General features: G+C 72.9%; 19 protein-coding genes. 10 read left to right on the top strand and 9 right to left on the bottom strand.

Going from position 1 to position 19194, the window contains the following annotated elements:
• Positions 1-4: 4 nt before the first annotated feature.
• From tgmA to AB0C99_RS06705, 4 genes are all read right to left on the bottom strand, one after another.
• Positions 5-292 carry a putative ATP-grasp-modified RiPP gene (gene tgmA / locus AB0C99_RS06720; protein ID WP_362470321.1) on the bottom strand — a complete coding sequence of 96 codons (288 nt, stop codon included), beginning with the start codon at positions 290-292 and terminating at the stop codon, positions 5-7.
• 166 nt (positions 293-458) lie between these two features.
• Positions 459-761 (bottom strand): hypothetical protein, encoded by a 303-nt coding sequence (locus AB0C99_RS06715; RefSeq protein WP_362470318.1) that lies wholly within the window; start codon positions 759-761, stop codon positions 459-461.
• Positions 762-925: 164 nt separating this feature from the next.
• The gene (locus AB0C99_RS06710) at positions 926-1333 is read right to left on the bottom strand and encodes an ATP-binding protein (protein WP_362470768.1); all 408 of its coding nucleotides are present in this window, start codon (positions 1331-1333) and stop codon (positions 926-928) included.
• A gap of 337 nt (positions 1334-1670) precedes the next feature.
• Positions 1671-2855 (bottom strand): helix-turn-helix transcriptional regulator, encoded by a 1185-nt coding sequence (locus tag AB0C99_RS06705; RefSeq protein WP_362470315.1) that lies wholly within the window; start codon positions 2853-2855, stop codon positions 1671-1673.
• A 286-nt stretch (positions 2856-3141) separates the two neighbouring features.
• On the opposite strand from AB0C99_RS06705, the gene AB0C99_RS06700 reads away from it, so the two are divergent.
• On the top strand, positions 3142-3570 hold the full coding sequence (locus AB0C99_RS06700) for an ester cyclase (RefSeq protein WP_362470312.1): 429 nt from the start codon (positions 3142-3144) through the stop codon (positions 3568-3570).
• Positions 3571-3670: 100 nt separating this feature from the next.
• Here the strand turns inward: AB0C99_RS06700 and AB0C99_RS06695 are convergent, their stop codons facing one another.
• Together AB0C99_RS06695 and AB0C99_RS06690 are read right to left on the bottom strand one after the other, a co-directional pair.
• A complete protein-coding gene (locus tag AB0C99_RS06695) occupies positions 3671-4477 on the bottom strand; it encodes a hypothetical protein (protein WP_362470309.1) in 807 nt (268 codons plus the stop codon).
• Complete coding sequence (locus AB0C99_RS06690) at positions 4474-4815, bottom strand: helix-turn-helix transcriptional regulator (protein WP_362470306.1); 342 nt, start codon at positions 4813-4815, stop codon at positions 4474-4476. Before AB0C99_RS06690 ends, AB0C99_RS06695 begins: the two co-directional genes overlap by 4 nt.
• Positions 4816-5070: 255 nt before the next feature.
• Between AB0C99_RS06690 and AB0C99_RS06685 the strand changes: the two genes are divergently transcribed.
• Positions 5071-5202 (top strand): hypothetical protein, encoded by a 132-nt coding sequence (locus AB0C99_RS06685; protein ID WP_362470303.1) that lies wholly within the window; start codon positions 5071-5073, stop codon positions 5200-5202.
• On the opposite strand, the gene AB0C99_RS06680 is transcribed toward AB0C99_RS06685, so the two are convergent.
• Positions 5196-5975: a class I SAM-dependent methyltransferase gene (locus AB0C99_RS06680; protein WP_362470300.1), complete on the bottom strand. Its 780-nt coding sequence runs from the start codon at positions 5973-5975 to the stop codon at positions 5196-5198. The genes AB0C99_RS06685 and AB0C99_RS06680 overlap by 7 nt on opposite strands.
• 135 nt (positions 5976-6110) lie before the next feature.
• Here AB0C99_RS06680 and AB0C99_RS06675 point away from each other — a divergent pair, with 135 nt between their 5' ends.
• Positions 6111-7151: a 3-isopropylmalate dehydrogenase gene (locus AB0C99_RS06675; protein WP_362470297.1), complete on the top strand. Its 1041-nt coding sequence runs from the start codon at positions 6111-6113 to the stop codon at positions 7149-7151.
• Positions 7152-7396: 245 nt separating this feature from the next.
• Complete coding sequence (locus tag AB0C99_RS06670) at positions 7397-8488, top strand: branched-chain amino acid aminotransferase (protein ID WP_362470294.1); 1092 nt, start codon at positions 7397-7399, stop codon at positions 8486-8488.
• A gap of 4 nt (positions 8489-8492) precedes the next feature.
• Here AB0C99_RS06670 and AB0C99_RS06665 read toward each other — a convergent pair whose 3' ends face one another.
• Complete coding sequence (locus tag AB0C99_RS06665) at positions 8493-9923, bottom strand: cytosine permease (protein ID WP_362470292.1); 1431 nt, start codon at positions 9921-9923, stop codon at positions 8493-8495.
• Positions 9924-10154: 231 nt separating this feature from the next.
• On the opposite strand from AB0C99_RS06665, the gene AB0C99_RS06660 reads away from it, so the two are divergent.
• From AB0C99_RS06660 to AB0C99_RS06640, 5 genes are all read left to right on the top strand, one after another.
• On the top strand, positions 10155-11171 hold the full coding sequence (locus AB0C99_RS06660) for an agmatine deiminase family protein (RefSeq protein WP_362470289.1): 1017 nt from the start codon (positions 10155-10157) through the stop codon (positions 11169-11171).
• Positions 11172-11508: 337 nt separating this feature from the next.
• Positions 11509-12063 (top strand): TetR/AcrR family transcriptional regulator, encoded by a 555-nt coding sequence (locus tag AB0C99_RS06655; protein ID WP_362470765.1) that lies wholly within the window; start codon positions 11509-11511, stop codon positions 12061-12063.
• 66 nt (positions 12064-12129) lie between these two features.
• The gene (locus tag AB0C99_RS06650) at positions 12130-13461 is read left to right on the top strand and encodes an MFS transporter (protein WP_362470287.1); all 1332 of its coding nucleotides are present in this window, start codon (positions 12130-12132) and stop codon (positions 13459-13461) included.
• A 281-nt stretch (positions 13462-13742) separates the two neighbouring features.
• Positions 13743-15359, top strand: coding sequence for a citramalate synthase (cimA, locus tag AB0C99_RS06645; protein WP_362470284.1), 1617 nt, complete (start codon positions 13743-13745; stop codon positions 15357-15359).
• 43 nt (positions 15360-15402) lie between these two features.
• On the top strand, positions 15403-16758 hold the full coding sequence (locus AB0C99_RS06640; protein ID WP_362470281.1) for a hypothetical protein: 1356 nt from the start codon (positions 15403-15405) through the stop codon (positions 16756-16758).
• Positions 16759-16787: 29 nt separating this feature from the next.
• Here the strand turns inward: AB0C99_RS06640 and dnaN are convergent, their stop codons facing one another.
• On the bottom strand, positions 16788-17891 hold the full coding sequence (gene dnaN / locus AB0C99_RS06635; RefSeq protein ID WP_362470278.1) for a DNA polymerase III subunit beta: 1104 nt from the start codon (positions 17889-17891) through the stop codon (positions 16788-16790).
• A gap of 116 nt (positions 17892-18007) precedes the next feature.
• Here dnaN and AB0C99_RS06630 point away from each other — a divergent pair, with 116 nt between their 5' ends.
• A complete protein-coding gene (locus tag AB0C99_RS06630) occupies positions 18008-19156 on the top strand; it encodes a serine hydrolase domain-containing protein (RefSeq protein WP_362470275.1) in 1149 nt (382 codons plus the stop codon).
• Positions 19157-19194: the final 38 nt, after the last annotated feature.

The raw sequence follows: 19194 nt of genomic DNA, 5'->3' as shown, positions 1-19194 counted from the left end.
GCGGTCAGTCCTTCGGGCCCTCGTCGAGCGGCGGCGGGTTGTGGATGCTCCCGTCGGGGACGCTCGGGGTGTGCGTCTGCATGAAGGGGAGCGGGCCGCCGTAGAGGCTGACGGACATCTGCGACTCGGGGTCGTAGACAGCCGGCGGGATGGTGACGGCCTGCGTGGAGTCGGGCGTCCGGGCGAACCGGAGGATCCACGGGCGGGTGGCGGCGCTGCTCTGGGGGTCGCTGCTCGGTAAGAGGCGGGCGGTCAGCGGGAAAACCTCCCGCAGGTCAAGGGCGGTGGTCATCTCTCGGTCCTCCTGTGTCGCGGCCGGGCGAGCGGCCGGCTGTGGGTGGTGCGGTGGGCCGCCCTGCGCACGGAGCGGATCACGCGCGCAGGGCGGGACTTGTAGGCTCGGGCCACGCCGGACCGGCCCGGAGTCTTCTACACTCCGGGGCGGTCCGGTCTCCCGTTCACGTCCATCGGCGGCGCAGACTGGTGGCGCCCATGAGGACCCGGTCGTCGGCGCCGTGGCGGAACAGGTACTCGTCGATGCCGTCCTGTCCGGTGCCGGGCGGGATGGGGGCGAGCCCCAGGGCGAGGACGGCCAGGCCGCCCGCGAGGATGTGGCGCTGCCACCTGGGGGACGTGTGTGGAAGCCGGAGTACGGACATGGGGTGCCCGTAGTAGAGGGAGGCGCCGCCCCTGATGATCAGCCGCCCTCCGATGTCGGGCAGGTTCTCGGTCATCGGGGCGAGGCCGAGGGCGTCGGCCATGCCCATCAGGTTGGTCTCGACTGCCTCGGGCGTATCGCCAGGACGACGAGCTCCGGCGTGAGCCACGAACAGCCACGCCACGTCGCCCGCATCTACGTCCGAGTCAATCCACGCTGACGTCAGCAGCGTGGCGGTGAACCCGGGGCCGGGTACGGGGCGGATGGTCACGTGTTCCACGGGACCTCCGCCCACACGTACTTCCCGAGCGGTCGGTTCTTGACACCCCACCGCTGCGGGCACAGCGCGTCGACGATGATCAGGCCGCGCCCGCGGTCGCGATCGGCGGACTCGGGCCGCTGACGCGGCGTGCGGCGCACGGGGTCGTGCACCTCGATGCGCGTGCGGTGGCTGTTGGTGTCCATGACGACCTGGATCGAGTCGCCGGGTTCACTGCCGTACCGGTAGCTGTTGGTGACGAGCTCGGACATCACCAGGACGACCGCGTCAACGTGGCTGCTCCTTGCGTCGGGCGAGTGGAACTCGGTGAACTCGCGTGCGAATGCCCGCGCTTCGCGAGCGGACTGAGGGGAGCTCCCCAGCAGCAGTACGGAGGGCGGGCCTGCGGGCGGCAGGCAGCTTGCGGGCGGAAGCGCCCGCGGTGGATCGATCACGCGTGTCCCCTCTCAAGAGTGGAGGCCGAGCCTGTCGGCGGTGCGTTTACGACGTGGAGAGCAGGGCCCACAGGCCGCGGCCGTCGGGCGAAGTGCCGTACTGCGTGGCGAGTCCGGCCACGATGCGGTGACCGTGGCGGGTAAGACCGGACGGGGGCGGTGGTCCCTGTTGCGGCGATTCGGATGCGGGGACCTGCGGTGGAAGGTTCTTGGCGACTGCGTGAGACCAGAGTGGGGGCATGGGAAGGCCCCGACTATCCGCCGTTTCGGATAGTCGGGGCCAAGGGATAACGATCCGTCAGGCTCCCAGCCAGGAGCCATACGACAGGAAGCTGTCGGGGAGTTGGCGCCGTGCCGCCTCCAGGCCGGAGTACGTCTCCCGGACAGTCAGGTGGTACCGCGCCTGCTGGGGAGCCGCCTTCCTCGCTGCGAGCAGGCTGCGGAACGAACCTTCCAGGTCTCCTGTCCACATCTGCGCCCGTGCCACCTCGGCATGGTGATGCGACCGGCGGGAGGCCGGCCAGTCCCGGGGGATCCGGACCTCGGCGCCGCGCTCGGCCGCAGCACCGTACTCGTCGAGCTCGGCGAGCGCGCTCACACGGTGGACCGCTACGTTCGTCGGGCCGAACGCGAGCCAGTGCACATCGACGGCCTCACCGGTCTCGGCGGCGATCCGGTCCGCCTCGACCAGGTGGTCCTCGGCGCTGTCGGCGTTCCGCGAGCGGGCGGCCATGACGGCAGCGCCGAGGTGCAGTTGGCCGGTGAGGACACTCCGCTCCCGCCCTTCCTCGGCCTGCCCCAGGGCGGAGAGGCCGAGGTCGATCAGGCGCTGGCCGGTGCGGTACTCGCCGCTACGGAGGTACGTCAGCGCGCGCATGTACCTGTACATGCCCCCGACCACCGCGTCCGAGGCGCGATGCGCCGCCCAGTCCATCCGGGCCAGGGAGAGCGTCGCCAGGTCCGCATAGCCGAGCTTCGACGCGACGTCGTACGACGTGCGGTACAGGCTGGCGAGCAGCAGCCACCGCTCCCTGCTGGGTGCCAGGTGCGCGGCGGTCGTGGCCTCTTCGATCAGGCCCGGCACGAGGCTGGCGACCCGCTTGATCTCGCCCGCCCGGACCGACACGAGGAGTTCCTCGGCGTCATCGGAGATGAGCTGGTGTGGACGGGGCGACAAGTCGGGGTCGGCGCCGAGGTCGTAGACGTCCAAGGACTCACGGATGGGGCGGATCAGCACGTCCAGCTCGTCGGCGCGCAGTTCGGCGGCGTACGGCTGGCCGGTGACCGTGGCGACCTCGACACGCAGCGCGCGGGCGACGGCGGCGATGACGTACGGGGTGGCGGCGGTGACACCTTGTTCGACCTTGGTGAGGGTGCCGTACGGGACCTGCGACAGGTCCGACAACGCCTTCTGGGTGAGGTGTCGTTCGAGGCGCAGACGCTTGATGCGTGCGCCGGTGTGGTCGTGTGGTAGAGCGTGCATAAGGGGCTCCGTTCTGACTCGACACCGGAACAGTAGCCGTGCACGACAAAACGCCCCCTCTCGTGCTGAGCGCGAGAGGGGGCGTTGCTCATCGGCGGTGAGTCCGGAGGTGGTAAGGCGATGCCGGCCAAGGAGGAGTACCGCGAGCTGATCTTCGGGCTGATCGCAGCGTGGCACACGTTCCAGCCGATCGAGCGGGCCGCGATGCTGCAACAAGTGGTCCGCCGGGTCGCCCGGTCCGGCCCCGGCCCCGGGCGGTCCGGGGGAGGGGTGCCAGACTGTGACCGTGATCGATGCCAAGGAAATCGTCCGCCAGTTCCTGCTCCAGGTGCGCTCGGGGCTGCACCCGGACCATGCCGACCGGTTCATGGCCGGCCGTGTCCGGGCCCACCAGGTCGTCTCGGAGGCGCCCGAGGTCGTCGAGCGGACGCCCGCGCAGTACACCGAGCACGTCCAGGAGATGCTGGACGCGTACGGCGCCTTCGCGCTGACGGTGGACGAGCTCATCGCCGAGGGCGACCGGGTCTACGCGCGCTGGACCCAGACCGGGCGGCACCTCGGGCCGGTCGACGGCCACGAGCCGACCGGCGTGCCCGTCACCGCGACGACCAGCGCGGTCTATCGCGTCGAGGACGGGCTCATCGTCGAGTACTGGATCCAGATCGACCGGCAGGGCGTCGCCGCCCAGCTCGGGTCGCCGGCCGCCGGGCACTGATCCGGGGAGCGGCCGTCGCCTCCTGATCAGGGCAGCGGCCGTCGTCCCCTGATCCGGGGCGGGCCCGGGAACCGACCCGCGCCCCGGGAGCCGTCGACCGCTACGGCCCCGGGCGTTCCGCGTCGCCGTTCCCGGCCGCCGCCGCCACCCTGCCCCGGGCCGTCTCCAGCCTCGCCGTCCAGACCGCCGTCAGGGATCCGCCCAGGGCGATCAGGATCGCGAGGCCCGGCAGGCCCAGGGAGAGGTACGCGGCGCCCGAGCCCGCGGCCCACAGGGCCAGGAGGGCCTTGCCGCGGCGGCTCAGGAAGAGGTGGCGGTCCGGGGTGGCGGGGACCGTGGCCAGGGTCGCCGCCGGGCCCGTCGTCGCCGCCTTCGGGCGCTTGAAGTAGCCGTACACCAGCCACTCCCCGCACAGCTCCCAGCCCTCCGGGTCCAGCTCGCCGAGGACCTTGGCGCGGCGGCGCAGGCCGATGACCTCGCGGCGGTACTCCCAGGCGAGCGGCGCCCCGGGAGCGCGGCGGCAGACGAAGCGGCCCAGCGGGTCCAGGTGCTCGACCTCCCAGCCCTGGTCGCCGTGGACGGCCAGCATCCGGCGGTCGTTGAACAGGTCCGCCGTCCAGGTCCACCGCTCGGCCGCCCCGTCCGGTTCGCCGGGCGCCGGGGCCAGGCCGCCCAGCGAGGCGGCGAAGCGGCCGGCCGGGCCGAACTCCTCCTCGGGCCCCGTGCCCGACTCCGCCAGGTGGCCGCGCAGCTCGTCGGCCGTGCGGGCGACCTGCTCCTCGGGCACCCCCGCGCCGGTCAGCGCCTCGCCCAGCGTCGCGAACCAGCGGTCCGTGGCGTCGGCGGCGCCGGTTGCGCCGGTTGCACCGGTTGCGTCGGTGCCCTTCGGGACTTTCGCGGTGTTCATCGTTCCGTACCCCCTGTGTGCAGCTTGGTCCCCACGGCCCGGTGGAACCGGTGCCAGGCCGCGCTCTCCGCCGCGAGATGGGTCCGCCCGGTCTCGGTCAGGCGGTAGTAGCGGCGTCCGGGGCCCCGTTCGGCGGCCCGGAACTCGGCCTCGACGAGGCCGGCCTCCTCCAGGCGGTTCAGCACGGGATACAGCGTCCCGCCCTTGATCTCGCCGACCCCCGCCTCCGCGAGCGACCTGGCGATCTCGTACCCGTAACTCTCACCGTCGGTCAGGCAGGAGAGGACGAGCAGGTCGAGGACTCCCTTGAGCCAGCTGGATCTGCGGTCTGCGGCCATGGATGGATCTCAGCACTATCTAGGTAGGAATGCAATCTAGGTGGCGGTGTGAGGGCCGTCTCAGATAGTAGGAAGTCCGAGTAATTGTGGAGACAGTTCGGGTGAGCTGGCTTAGCTTTGTAGAAGCCGAACGTCCCGCTCCATCGAGCGCAGGGCGGTCGAGAGCGCCACGCCCCGTGCAGGCAACCCCTGCGGCGGCGCTCCCCGCCCCTTCCGGCGCCTTCGATCACGCTGATCTCAAGGAGTCGATCCCTCATGGCCGCTCAGACCGCCCGCCGCGTCCGCCACTCCGCCGTCCGTCCCAGCGACGAGGCCCGCAAGAACGCCGCCGCCGCCCTCCAGCGCTCCCTCGACCGCCGGGACAACGGCGGCGAGACCGGTCACTGACCGGACCCGCCACCGCCCCCGGGCTTCCGGGCCTCGATCAGGGTGCGGGCCGAGTGGGCCACGAACGGGCCCCGCTCGCGGATGAGCGCGTCCAGCGCGCGCAGCCTCGGCAGCTCGGCCTCCACCGTGAAGCCCGGCACGATCCAGATCACCTTGCGCAGGAACCAGACCACGGCCCCGACGTCGTGGAACTCCATCCGCAGGCGCTCCGCGCGCACCTCCACCACGTCGAGCCCGGCCGCCCGCGCAGCCGCCGCCTCGTCGTCGGGGTGCCGCAGCCGGGCCGCCTCCGGCTGCGGGCCCAGGAAGAACTCGACCAGCTCCCAGACGCTGGCCGGGCCCACGTGCTGGGCGAGGTACGTGCCGCCGGGGCGCAGCACCCGGGCGATCTCCGCCCACCACACGGTCGCCGGATGGCGGCTGGTCACCAGGTCGAAGGCCGCGTCGCCGAACGGCAGCGGCGGCTCGTCCGGGTCCGCGACCACCACCACCCCGCGCGGGTGCAGCAGCTCCGTCGCCCGCGCGACGTTCGGCGGCCAGGACTCGGTCGCCACCGCCGTCCGGGGCAGCACCGGCACCCCGGCCAGCACCTCGCCGCCCCCGGTCTGGACGTCCAGCGCGGCCTCCGCCGCCGCCAGCCGCCCGCCCATCAGGCGCTGATAGCCCCAGGACGGGCGCTCCTCGGTCGCCCGGCCGTCCAGCCAGGAGAAGTCCCAGCCGTCCACCGGCGCTTGGGACGCCTCCGCCACGAGTTCTTCGAAAGTGCGTGTCATGCCTCCATTTTCGGTCCGGGCCCGAAGGTGGCGGCGCACCCCGCCGACCCCCGGCGCGCCGCCCCGGGTCCAGGAGGATCGTCCGCATCCTGGACATGATGTGTCAGACGATGGGACGAAGAGTAGGGTGCCGACATGTCTCACAGCATCGATCTCGCAGTCATCCCCGGCGACGGCATCGGCCAGGAGGTCGTGGCCGAGGGCCTCAAGGTCCTCGCGGCCGTCCTTCCCCAGGATGTGAAGCTGGAGACCAAGGAGTACGACTTCGGCGCCACGCGCTACCACGCCACCGGTGAGACCCTCACCGACGCCGACCTCGACTCCCTCAAGGGCCACGACGCCATCCTGCTCGGCGCGATCGGCGACCCCTCGGTCCCGTCCGGCGTCCTGGAGCGGGGCTTCCTGCTGAAGCTGCGCTTCGCCTTCGACCACCACGTCAACCTGCGCCCCTCGAAGCTGCTCCCCGGTGTCGCCACCCCGCTCGCCGGCCAGCCCGAGATCGACTTCGTCGTCGTCCGCGAGGGCACCGAGGGCCCGTACACGGGCAACGGCGGCACCATCCGCAAGGGCACCCCGCACGAGGTCGCCACCGAGGTCTCCGTCAACACCGCCTACGGTGTCGAGCGCGTGGTCCGGGACGCCTTCGCCCGCGCCCAGGCCCGCCCCCGCAAGAAGCTCACGCTGGTCCACAAGAACAACGTGCTGACCTTCGCGGGCCACCTGTGGACGAACATCTTCAACGCGGTGGCCGCCGAGTTCCCCGAGGTCACCACCGACTACCTGCACGTCGACGCCGCGACGATCTTCCTCGTCACCGACCCGGCCCGCTTCGACGTCATCGTCACCGACAACCTCTTCGGCGACATCATCACCGACCTCGCCGCCGCCGTCTCCGGCGGGATCGGCGTCGCCGCCTCCGGGAACATCAACCCGAGCGGCGAGTTCCCGTCCATGTTCGAGCCGGTCCACGGCTCCGCCCCGGACATCGCGGGCCAGGGCAAGGCCGACCCCACGGCCACCGTCCTCTCCGTCGCCCTGCTGCTGCGCCACCTCGGCTACGAGTCCGAGGCGGCCCGCATCGAGGAGGCGGTCGCCGCCGACCTCACCGAGCGCGGCGACACCCCCCGTACGACGGCCGAGATCGGCGACGCGCTCGCGGTACGCGTAGCGAGCTGACCCGCCGCTGCACGTTCCACCTCCAGCCGCCGGGTCGCACTCCGCACCCGGCGGCTGTACCTATGCGGTCGCAGGGTGCCACCATCGAACCCTGGACCGCGTCACACACCGTTTTCGTCCACCGGTCCCCACGAGCGATAATCGAACGTGGGGCCGCGAATGCGGGAAAGCTCGGACGTCCTAGCAGTACTGCGTAGCGGCGTGAGCGCGGTCCGACACACACAACCGGTGAAGGACAAGCACTCATGACGACGCCCACCATCGAGCTCAAGCCCTCCTCCAGCCCGCTGTCCGACGCGGAGCGCGAGGCGATCCTGGCCAACCCGGGATTCGGCCGCCACTTCACCGACCACATGGTCACCATCCGCTGGACGGAGGGCCGCGGCTGGCACGACGGGCAGCTCGTGCCCTACGGCCCGCTCTCCCTGGACCCCGCGACCAGCGTCCTGCACTACGCCCAGGAGATCTTCGAGGGCCTGAAGGCGTACCGCCGCCCCGACGGCTCCGTCGCCACCTTCCGCCCCGACGCCAACGCCCGCCGCTTCCAGTCCTCCGCGCACCGCCTCGGGATGCCCGAGCTCCCGGTCGAGACCTTCATCGAGGCGTGCGACGTCCTGGTCCGCCAGGACGAGGCGTGGGTCCCGGCGCACGGCGGCGAGGAGTCCCTGTACCTCCGCCCGTTCATGATCGCCACGGAGGTCGGCCTGGGCGTCCGCCCGGCCAACGAGTACCTCTTCGTCGTCATCGCCTCCCCGGCCGGCGCCTACTTCCCGGACGGCGTGAAGCCGGTCGCCATCTGGGCCTCCGAGGACCGCGTCCGTGCCGTCCCCGGCGGCGTCGGCGACGCCAAGACCGGCGGCAACTACGCCGCCTCCCTGCTCGCCCAGGCCGAGGCCGCCGAGAAGGGCTGCATCCAGGTCGCCTACCTCGACGCCGTCGAGCACAAGTGGGTCGAGGAGCTGGGCGGCATGAACCTGTACTTCGTGTACGGGGACCGGATCGTCACCCCGACCCTCACCGGCTCCCTGCTCGCCGGCGTCACCCGCGACTCGCTGCTCCAGGTCGCCCGCGACCTCGGTTACGCGTCGGAGGAGGCCCGCGTCTCCATCGACCAGTGGCAGGCGGACACCGAGGCCGGCACCCTCACCGAGGTGTTCGCCTGCGGCACCGCCGCCGTCATCACCCCCGTCGGCACGGTCAAGTCCGCCCGCGGCGAGTGGCACCACTCGGGCGGCGAGCCCGGCGAGGTCACCATGAAGCTGCGCGAGGCCCTGCTCGCCATCCAGACGGGCAAGGCCGAGGACGCGCACGGCTGGGTGCACCAGCTCGGCGAGTAGCGGCTCAGGGCCTGTCGGCCAGGACGCCCGGGACGGTCTCCGTCCCGGGCGTCTCGCGTGCCGGGGACGGGGTCAGCACCGCGTACAGCACGCCGCCGACGATCCCCGAGAAGACGAAGCTGCAGTCCACCCCGCCGGTCAGGGACAGCAGCGGGCCCTCGTAGAGCGGGGTCGAGACGGCGGCGAGGCCGACCGCCGCGCCGATCGCCCAGGAGACGGTGGCGCGCGGGTGCCAGCCGGCCGCGTACCAGTACACGCCGCCGCGCGAGCGCCGGTTGTAGACCTGGAGCGCCTCCGCGTCGTACGCGCCCCGGCAGCGCACGTGCCCGATCAGGGTGATCACCGCCCAGGGGGTGCCGATCGCGGTGAGCAGCAGCACGAACGAGGTCATCGCGGTCTGCGCGTCCGAGGCGAAGTGGCCGAGGAAGACGAAGGCGGTGGCGACGGCGGCGACCACCAGGGTGGCGCGGGCGCGGGTCGCCTTCGGCAGGATCGCGTCGAGGTCCAGGCCCATCGAGTAGAGCATCAGGCCCGCGTTGCCGACCGACCCGGCGGTCGCCGCGAGCAGCAGCGGGACCAGATACCAGGCGGGCGAGGCGGCGACGAGCGGGCCGGCGTACTCGGCCCCGGCGCGCGAGGCGAGCGCGGTGAAGGTGCCGAAGAGCTGGGGGACCAGCAGGCCGACGACGAGGCCCAGACAGGTGGCCCGCCAGACCTTCCGCGGGCTGTGCTCGGCGGGCGAGATGTAGCGGGTGTAGTCGCCGAGCAGGGTGATGAAGGCGACCGGCCCGCTGAGCCCGGCGGCGACGGCGGCGAGCAGCCAGGTGGGCCAGAACGAGCCCAGCAGGAGCGGGGTGTCCGCCACGGGCGCGGCGCTGAAGTCCCCGGCGTACGCGAGGAGTCCGAGCGCGAGCAGCAGGGTCATGCCGATCGCGAGCGCCTGGCTCAGCCTGAGCAGCAGCCGGTAGCCGTAGACGGCGCCGACCACGGTGAGGGCGGCGAGCAGGGCGTACACGAGGGTGTGCGCGAGCCCGCCGGTCGGCAGGCCGACCAGCCGCTCCAGGGTGCCGACCATCACGTCGCCGCCGATCCACAGGGTCAGCGCGGTGTAGCCGAGGGAGAGCAGCAGGCCGACCACCGAGCCGACGAGCCGGCCCCGGACGCCGAAGAAGGCGCCGGAGGAGGTGGAGAGGTTGGTGGCGGTGCGCAGCGAGATCAGCGCGAGCGGGGCGGTGACGGCCACGCCGACGAGGGTGCCGGTGACGACGGCGGTGACCGAGGCCCACAGGCCGAGCCCGAAGGAGACGGGCAGCCAGCCGAAGACGATCACGCCGAGGCAGAGGTTGGAGCCGAGGAGGATCGAGACGAGGTCGCGGGGGCCGCTGGTGCGCTCCGCCTCGGGGATGGTGTCGACTCCGCGCTGTTCTATCGCCATGGGTGGGGGCTCCTGGGGGGGCAGGGGGCAGGGGGCAAGGAGAGGGAGGCGTGGGGGGTGGGTACGGATTTAGAGTGCCGCTCAATGTGACCCACATGAACCTGCGGCGTCAATGCTTGGAAGCTGAGGTCACAGCATTTAGAGTGGTGTTCAAACATGAGGTGACTGGCTGGCGCACCCGGCCCCACGGAACGTGACCGCCGCCACCCCTGACCGCTAGGACCGCAGCCCATGACGTACCGCATGCCCGCCGAGTGGACCCCCCACGAGCGCACCTGGATGGCCTGGCCGAGCCCCAACCCGACCTTCACCAACCCGGAGGAGCTCGCCGAGGCCCGCGCAGCCTGGGCCTCCGTGGCCCGCGCCGTGCGCCGCTTCGAGCCGGTCACCGTGGTGGTCGCCCCCGGCGACGCGGAGTCCGCCCGCGCCCTGCTCGGCGAGGGCATCGAGCTCGTCGAGCGGGAGCTGGACGACGCCTGGATGCGCGACATCGGCCCGACCTTCGTCACCGACGGCGAGCGGCTGGCCGCGGTCGACTGGGTGTTCAACGGCTGGGGCGCCCAGGACTGGGCCCGCTGGGAGCACGACTCCACGATCGCCCGCCATGTCGCGGACGTGGCCGGAGTGCCGGTGCTGCCCTCCCCGCTGATCAACGAGGGCGGCGCGATCCACGTCGACGGCGAGGGCACGGTCCTCCTCACCGACACCGTGCAGCTCGGCCCCGGCCGCAACGCCGACTGGACCCGCCTGGAGGTCGAGGCCGAGATCCACGCGAAGCTCGGCACCAGCAAGGCGATCTGGCTCCCGCACGGCCTGGCCGGCGACTACGGCCAGTACGGCACCCAGGGCCACGTCGACATCGTCGCCGCCTTCGCCCGCCCCGGCACCGTCCTGGTCCACAGCCAGCGGGACCCGGCCCACCCGGACTACGAGCGCTCGCGCCTGTACGTGAACCTGCTGCGCGGCCAGACCGACGCCCAGGGCCGCCCGCTGGAGGTCGTCGAGGTCCCGGCGCCGACCGTCCTGAAGGACGAGGAGGGCGACTGGGTCGACTACTCGTACATCAACCACTACCTGTGCAACGGCGGCGTGGTCCTGTGCGCCTTCGACGACCCGAACGACGAGGTCGCCGCGGAGATCTTCCGCGGCCTCTTCCCGGACCGCGAGGTCGTCCTCGTCGACGCCCGCACGATCTTCGCGGGCGGCGGCGGCATCCACTGCATCACCCAGCAGCAGCCGGCGGTCTGAGCGGACGGGCGGGCGAGCGGGCGGAAAACCCCTTGAGGGAGCCGACCGGAGCCCCCTAGGGTGATCGCCAAGGCGGGGTCGTAGCACAGAGGTAGTGCGCCGCGACATCATCTCGGAGGACGCCGGTTCGAATCCGGCCGCCCCGCCCCCTCCGCTCACCGCTCCGGCGGAACGGGCTCCCGCCCGCCGTGCCCGCACGGCCGCGGCGCCTTCCGCGCACGGGCCACCCCGCCCGATCATGTAGAACGTACGAGTGAGTCAGAGCAGCGACCCCGCCCCCCACCCCCGCCGCCGCAACCAGGCCGCCCCGCCCCGCGAGGACGTGCTGGCCGCCGCCATGGACACCATCGCCGAGCGCGGGCTCGACGGGCTGACCATGGCCGGGCTCGGGCGGCAGGTCGGGATGAGCAGTGGGCACCTGCTCTACTACTTCCGCACCAAGGACGAGCTGCTGCTGCGCACCCTGGAGTGGAGCGAGGGGCGGCTCGGGGCCGAGCGCGGCGCCCTGCTGGCGCGGCCGGGCAGCGCGCGCGAGCGGCTCGACGGCTACGTCGAGGTGTACGTGCCGGTGGGGCCGCGCGACCCGCACTGGACGCTCTGGCTGGAGGTCTGGAACCGCTCGCAGAACGCCGACGACGACGCCCGCGCCCGGCAGGCCGCCATCGAGGGCGCCTGGCACCGGGACCTCGTCGCGATCCTCGCCGAGGGCGTCTCGCGCGGGGAGTTCCGGAGCGTCGACCCGGACCGCTTCGCGCACCGGATGCGCGCCCTCCTGGACGGCTTCAGCGTGCACGTCGCCGTCGGCATCCCCGGCACCGGACGCGAGCAAGTCCTCGGCCACGTACGGGAGTTCGTCGATCAAACCCTGATCGCGGGAACTCAAGGCACGTAAGTACTCCCGATCGTTGCGCCCTGCACCCTTGTTGCGCCCACGCCTCCTCCGGCACGGTCCTTCCCCATGGGACGAGAGCACTGGAAGAAGATCTGGGTCGGGTCGGCGGGCAACATGGTCGAGTGGTTCGACTGGTTCGTCTACGCGAGCTTCGCGACCTACTTCGCGGGGGCGTTCTTCCCCGAGGGCAACGACACCGCCAAGCTCATGAACACCGCCGGCATCTTCGCCGTCGGCTTCTTCATGCGCCCGGTCGGCGGCTGGCTGCTCGGCCGGGTCGGCGACCGCAAGGGCCGCAAGGCCGCGCTCACCCTCACCGTCACCCTGATGTCCGCCTCGGCCCTGCTCATCGCCGTCGCCCCCACCTACGCCGTCGCCGGATACGGCGGCGCCGCCGTCCTGCTCGTCGCCCGGCTGCTCCAGGGGCTCTCCGTCGGCGGCGAGTACGCCGCCAGCGCCACCTACCTCACCGAGGCGTCCGCCCCGCGCCACCGCGGCTTCGCCTCCAGCTTCCAGTACGTGTCGATGACCGCCGGCCAGGTCGCCGGCCTCGGGCTCCTGATCGTCCTCCAGCGCACCCTGTCCGCCGAGGACCTGCACACCTGGGGCTGGCGCATCCCCTTCGCCATCGGCGCCCTCGGCGCGGCCGTCGTCTTCTACCTGCGCCGCACCATGCTGGAGACCGAGGTCTACGAGGAGACCGCCGACGACGCCGTCGCGCGGGACGACAAGGGCACCGTCAAGGCCCTCTGGGCGCACCGCCGCGAGGCGTTCCTGGTGATCGCGCTCACCATGGGCGGCACCGTGGCCTACTACACGTACACCACCTATCTGACGAAGTACCTGTCCAACTCCGCCGGGCTGCCCAAGCAGACCGCGACCCTCGTCTCCTTCTGCGCGCTCATCGTCTTCGCCTGCCTCCAGCCGCTCGCCGGCCTGCTCTCCGACCGGGTCGGCCGCCGCCCGCTGCTCATCACCTTCGCGGTCGGCTCCACCCTCCTGACCGTGCCGATCATGACGATGCTCCGGCACGCGGGCTCCTTCTGGCCGGCCCTCGGCCTCTCCCTGCTCGCCCTCCTCGTCGTCACCGGCTACACCTCGATCAACGCCTGCGTGAAGGCCGAGCTCTTCCCGACCGGCATCCGCGCCCTCGGCGTCGCCCTGCCGTACGCGATCGCCAACGCCCTCTTCGGCGGCACCGCCGAATACGTGGCGCTCTGGTTCAAGGACGCCGGGATCGAGTCGGGCTTCTTCTGGTACGTGGCGGGCTGCGCGGCCGTCTCGCTGGTCGTCTACCTCACGATGCGCGAGACCCGCGACATCGACCTGGGCCGGGTCGGCGCCCGGACACCGGCCCCGGTGCCGGCCGCCGGGGCGGAGAAGGCGCCCGCATCCTGAGACCGCATCCCTTTCGGCCACCCGGCTGTGGCAGACTGCGGGCGTGCTCGCTACCACCATGATTATCGGCAGCAGCGCGCCGGTCCGCAGTGGCCGCTGACGCGTGGAAGAACCCCCACGCAGGCGGACATCGTGCCCCAGACCCGCGCGCAGACCTCTCGCACCCGCGAGGGGTTTTTTCGTTTTCCGGCCCCACCACCGCCGAAAACGGACCGCGCGTGAGAATGGGGGCAAGTGGATCCAGACTTCCGGAGCCACATCCGACAGGAGCCATCACAGTCATGACCACGGAGAACGGCGAGAGCCCGCGTCCCGACGACAGCTTCCACGTCTTCGACACCACGCTGCGCGACGGCGCGCAGCGCGAAGGAATCAACCTCACCGTCGCGGACAAGCTGACCATCGCGCGCCACCTCGACGACTTCGGCGTCGGCTTCATCGAGGGCGGCTGGCCCGGTGCCAACCCGCGTGACACCGAGTTCTTCGCCCGCGCCCGGCAGGAGATCGCGTTCAAGAACGCGCAGCTCGTCGCCTTCGGCGCCACCCGCCGCGCCGGCGGCCGCGCCGCCGAGGACCCGCAGGTCAAGGCGCTGCTGGACTCCGGCGCCCCGGTGATCACCCTCGTCGCCAAGTCCCACGACCGGCACGTCGAGCTCGCCCTGCGCACCACCCTCGAAGAGAACCTGGAGATGGTCCGCGACACCGTCTCCCACCTGCGCGCCCAGGGCCGCCGGGTCTTCGTCGACTGCGAGCACTTCTTCGACGGCTACAAGGCCAACCCCGGCTACGCCAAGGACGTCGTCCGCACCGCGTACGAGGCCGGCGCCGACGTCGTCATCCTCTGCGACACCAACGGCGGGATGCTGCCCGCCCAGGTCCAGGCCGTCGTCTCCACCGTCCTCGCCGACACCGGCGCCCGGCTCGGCATCCACGCCCAGGACGACACCGGCTGCGCCGTCGCCAACACCCTCGCCGCCGTCGACGCCGGCGCCACCCACGTCCAGTGCACCGCCAACGGCTACGGCGAGCGGGTCGGCAACGCCAACCTCTTCCCCGTCGTCGCGGCCCTGGAGCTCAAGTACGGCAAGACCGTGCTCCCGGCCGGCTCCCTCGCCGAGATGACCCGGATCTCCCACGCCATCGCCGAGGTCGTCAACCTCACCCCCTCCACCCACCAGCCGTACGTCGGCGTCTCCGCCTTCGCGCACAAGGCGGGCCTGCACGCCTCCGCCATCAAGGTGGACCCCGACCTCTACCAGCACATCGACCCCGAGCTGGTCGGCAACACCATGCGGATGCTCGTCTCCGACATGGCCGGCCGCGCCTCCATCGAGCTCAAGGGCAAGGAGCTCGGCGTGGACCTCGGCGACGACCGCGCCCTGGTCGCCCGGGTCGTCGCGCGCGTCAAGGAGCGCGAGCTCCAGGGCTACACGTACGAGGCCGCCGACGCCTCCTTCGAACTGCTGCTCCGCGAGGAGGCCGAGGGCCGGCCGCGCCGCTACTTCCGCACCGAGTCCTGGCGGGCCATCGTCGAGGACCGCCCCGACGGCACCCACGCCAACGAGGCCACCGTCAAGCTGTGGGCCAAGGGCGAGCGGATCGTCGCCACCGCCGAGGGCAACGGCCCCGTCAACGCCCTCGACCGCGCCATCCGGGTCGCCCTGGAGCGCATCTACCCGCCGCTCGCCAAGTTCGGCCTCGTCGACTACAAGGTCCGCATCCTGGAGGGCCGCCACGGCACCGAGTCGACCACCCGCGTCCTGGTCACCACCAGCGACGGCAACACCGAGTGGTCCACCGTCGGCGTCGGCGGCAACGTGATCGCCGCCTCCTGGCACGCCCTGGAGGACGCCTTCACGTACGGCCTGCTCCGCGCGGGCATCGACCCGGCCGAATAACCCCTCTATGTCCTGTTCGATGCTGTTCGGGTAGCGTCGAACCATGAGGATCAGGGCGATATCCATATGGTCGGCCCTCGCGGGGCTGACGCTTCTGCTGCTCCTGACCCTGGCCCCGCCCGCGGGGGCCAGGGCCACGGGTCTCTCCGACGCTGCCGCCGCCCTGAAACAGGGCCCGGTCTACGTGGACCCGGCCGCCGCCGGGCAGCTCTCCAAGGCCGAGGCCGACGCCCTCGCCAAGAAGATCAAGGACGCCGACAAGCCGCTGTTCGTGGCGGTCCTCCCGGCGAACGCGCAGTTCCCGCCGGAGAACCTGCTGCGCAACCTGCGCACCGAGACCGGCGTCACCGGGCTCTACGCGGTCCGCCTCGGCGACGGCTTCAACGCCGCCGCCGACCGCTCGGTGATCTCCGGCGACACCGTCCGCAACCTGGTCACCGCCGTCCGGCAGCCCGGCGTCTCCGCCGCGACCGAGCTGAACAACTTCGTCGACCAGGCCCTGCCGACCCTGCGCGGCTCCGCCCCCGCCTCCTGGGGCGCCACCGGCGGCTCCGGGCAGGGCTCCGGCGTCCCCGTCGCGGGCCTGGCCGTCCTCGGCGCCGTCGTCGTGGCTGGCGGCGCCACCGCCCTCACCGTGTCCCGCCGCAGGCGGCAGCGGAAGGAGGCCGAGGAGCGCGCCGCCCTCGACCGGCTGCGGGTCGTCGTCGACGAGGACATCACCGCCTTCGGCGAGGAGCTGGAGCGGCTGGACTTCCACCCCGCCGAGGCGGGCGCCGACGACGCCATGCGCGGCGACTACGAGCGCGCCCTCGACTCCTACGACCGGGCCAAGTCCCTGATGGGCGCCGCCACCCGCCCGCACGAGGTGCGCCCGGTCACCGAGGCGCTGGAGGACGGCCGCTACTCGCTCGCCGTGCTCGCCGCCCGCCGCGAGCACCGCCCGCCGCCCGAGCGGCGCGCCCCCTGCTTCTTCGACCCCCGGCACGGCCCCTCCACCGAGGACCGCACCTGGACCCCGGCCGGCGGCGCCGCCCGCGAGGTCCCGGTCTGCGCCGCCGACGCCGCCCGCATCGACGACGGGCTCGACCCCCGGGCCCGTACGGTCGAGACCGACGGCGGGCGCCGCCCCTACTGGGAGGCGGGACCCGCGTACGGCCCCTGGGCCGGCGGCTACTTCGGCGGCGGGATCCTGCCCGGCCTGCTCGTCGGCACCATGCTCGGCTCGATGCTCGCCACCCCGGCCTACGCCGCCGAGTACGGCGGCGCGGACTTCCAGGGCGGCGACTTCTCGGGCGCCGACTTCAGCTCCGCCGACTTCGGGTCGAGCGACTTCGGCGGCTTCGACGGGGGCGGCGGCTTCGACGGCGGGGGAGGCTTCGACGGCGGCGGCGGCTTCTGACCGTCCGACCGCGCCCAGGCCGGCCGGACTCAGACCAGGGGCTTCACCGACATCAGCAGATGCCGGTGGGTCCCGGCCTCCCCGTCCGTGATCAGCGCCCGCTGCCCGGGGCCGAGCAGCCGGAGGCACAGCTCCGGCGCGTCGAAGGAGCCCAGGGCGTCCAGCAGATAGCCGGGGTTGAAGGCGACCGTCAGCGACTCGGCGCCGGTGAGCGAGGCGGGCAGCCGCTGGGAGGCGACGTCGTCCTCGTACCCCGCCTGGAGGTGCACGCCGGCCGGGTCGAAGGTGAGCTGCACCGGGCTGTCGCCCTCGGCCACCACCGCGACCCGCTTCACCGCCTCGACCAGCGCAGCCCGCCCGGTGACGGCCACCGCGTGCTCGCCGAGCGCGAACAGCTTGTCGTGCCGGGGCAGCCGCCCGTCCAGGAGGCGGGTGGTGGTCCGCATCCCGCCGCTCTCGAAGCCGATGGAGCCCTGGTCGAGGGCGAGCCGGAGCGGGCCCGACCCGGCCAGCGAGCGGGCGATCTCGGTGAGCCGGCGGGCCGGGACCACCACGTCGGCGGCCTCGGCCCCGGGGGCCTCCTCGGGCTTCCACTCCAGGGTGCGCACCGCGTACCGGTAGCGGTCGGTCGCGGCCAGGGTCATCGTCGTGCCGTCCAGGCCGAGCCGGATCCCCGTGAGGACCGGCAGCGCGTCGTCCCGCCCGGCCGCCACCGCCACGTGGCCCACGGCCGCGGCGAAGGCGTCCGCGTCCACCGTCCCGCGCACGGCGGGCAGCACCGGCGGGGCCGGGTGGTCGTCCAGGGGCAGCAGCGAGAGCCCGAAGCGGGCGTCACCGCCCGTCACCGAGAGCCGGGCGCCCTCGACGGCGCAGTGCGCGACCCCGGCCGGCAGCACCTTGCAGATGTCGAGCAGCCGCCGCCCGAGGACCAGGGCCCGCCCGTCCCGCAGGGTGTCCGCGTCCACCTCGATGCGGGCGGAAGCCTCGTAGTCCAGACCGGAGACGCGCAGCCGCCCGTCCGCCGCCTCCAACAGCAGCCCGCCGAGCACGGGCACGGGGGAGCGGGCGGGCAGCACCCGGGCCGCCCAGGCCACGGCTTCGGTCAAGAGGCCGCTTTCGATACGGAATTCCATGCCGCCGACGCTAGCGGCCCGCACTGACAACGCCGGGAATCCCGCCGCCTCCTTGATCGTTCGGTCCGAGGAAGACCCGGCGCGGACCACCGCGCCACGACGAGGGGGAGGGTGCGATGAGCGAGGTCCACGGCACCGTGGCGGCCGGATTCGAGTCCGTACGGGAGGAGTTCGCGAGCGTCCTCGCCGACGAGGCCCGCGACGGCGGCGCCCAGCTCGCCGTCTACCACCGGGGGCGGCGGGTGGTGGACCTGTGGGGCGGCGAGGATGTCGACGGCGACGCGCTGCTCGCCCTCTACTCCTGCAGCAAGGGCGCCGTCGCGCTCGTGGTCGCCCTGCTGGTCCAGGACGGCGCGCTGGACCTCGACCGCGAGGTGGCCTCCTGGTGGCCGGAGTTCGCGGCGGAGGGCAAGGGGGCGCTGACCCTGCGGGAGCTGCTGGCGCACCGCGCGGGCGCGATCGCCGTCGAAGGCGGCTTCACGCTGGAGGAGCTCGCCGACGACCGGGGGGTCGCCGCCCGGCTCGCCGCCCACCGCCCGTACTGGGAGCCCGGCACAGGGCACGGCTACCACGGCCACACCTTCGGCGCGCTGGTCGGCGAGGTGGTGGTGCGGGCCACCGGGCGCACGGTCCGGGAGCACTACGAGGAGCGGATCCGCGTCCCGTACGGGGTGGACTACCACCTGGGCCTGCCCGAGGAGCTGGAGCCGCGCTTCCGGACCGTCCTGCCGATGCGGCCCACCCCGGAGGAGCAGGCCCTCCTCGACGCCCACCCGGTCGCCCCCGACAGCCTCCTGAGCATCGCCTTCGGCCTGCACGGCGACCCGCCGCTCGACATGGTCGCGTACGGGAACTCCCGGGCCCTGCGGGCCGGGGCGCCGCTCTCCGGCGGCGGGGTCGGCAGCGCGCGCGGGCTCGCCCGGATGTACGCGGCGATGGCCGGCGAGCTCGACGGGCGGGCGCCGCTGCTGAAGCCGGAGACCCTGGCGGAGTTCTCGCGGGTCCACTCCGAGGGCACGGACCTGGTCACCGGGAACCCCAACGCCTTCGCCCTCGGCTTCATCCCGCTCGCCCTCCGCCACCCCGAGCTCGGCGCGGGCGCCGTCGGGCACAGCGGCGCGCCCGGCTCGCAGGCGTTCGCGGAACCGGCCCGGTCCCTCGCGTACACCTACGCCCGCCGCCGCTTCGCGGTCTTCGGCGGGCCGGGCCCGTCATCGGCCAGACCGGCCACGGCGTCGGTCCGGACGAGCCCCGCTCGATCCTGACCGAGCGCTACCAGGGCACCTTCGCCGAGCGGGTCACC

Source organism: Streptomyces sp. NPDC048659 (assembly GCF_040650575.1).
Taxonomy (GTDB): domain Bacteria; phylum Actinomycetota; class Actinomycetes; order Streptomycetales; family Streptomycetaceae; genus Streptomyces.
Note: the sequence above shows the minus strand (reverse complement) of the source record. Positions and strands in the feature narration are given on the sequence as shown.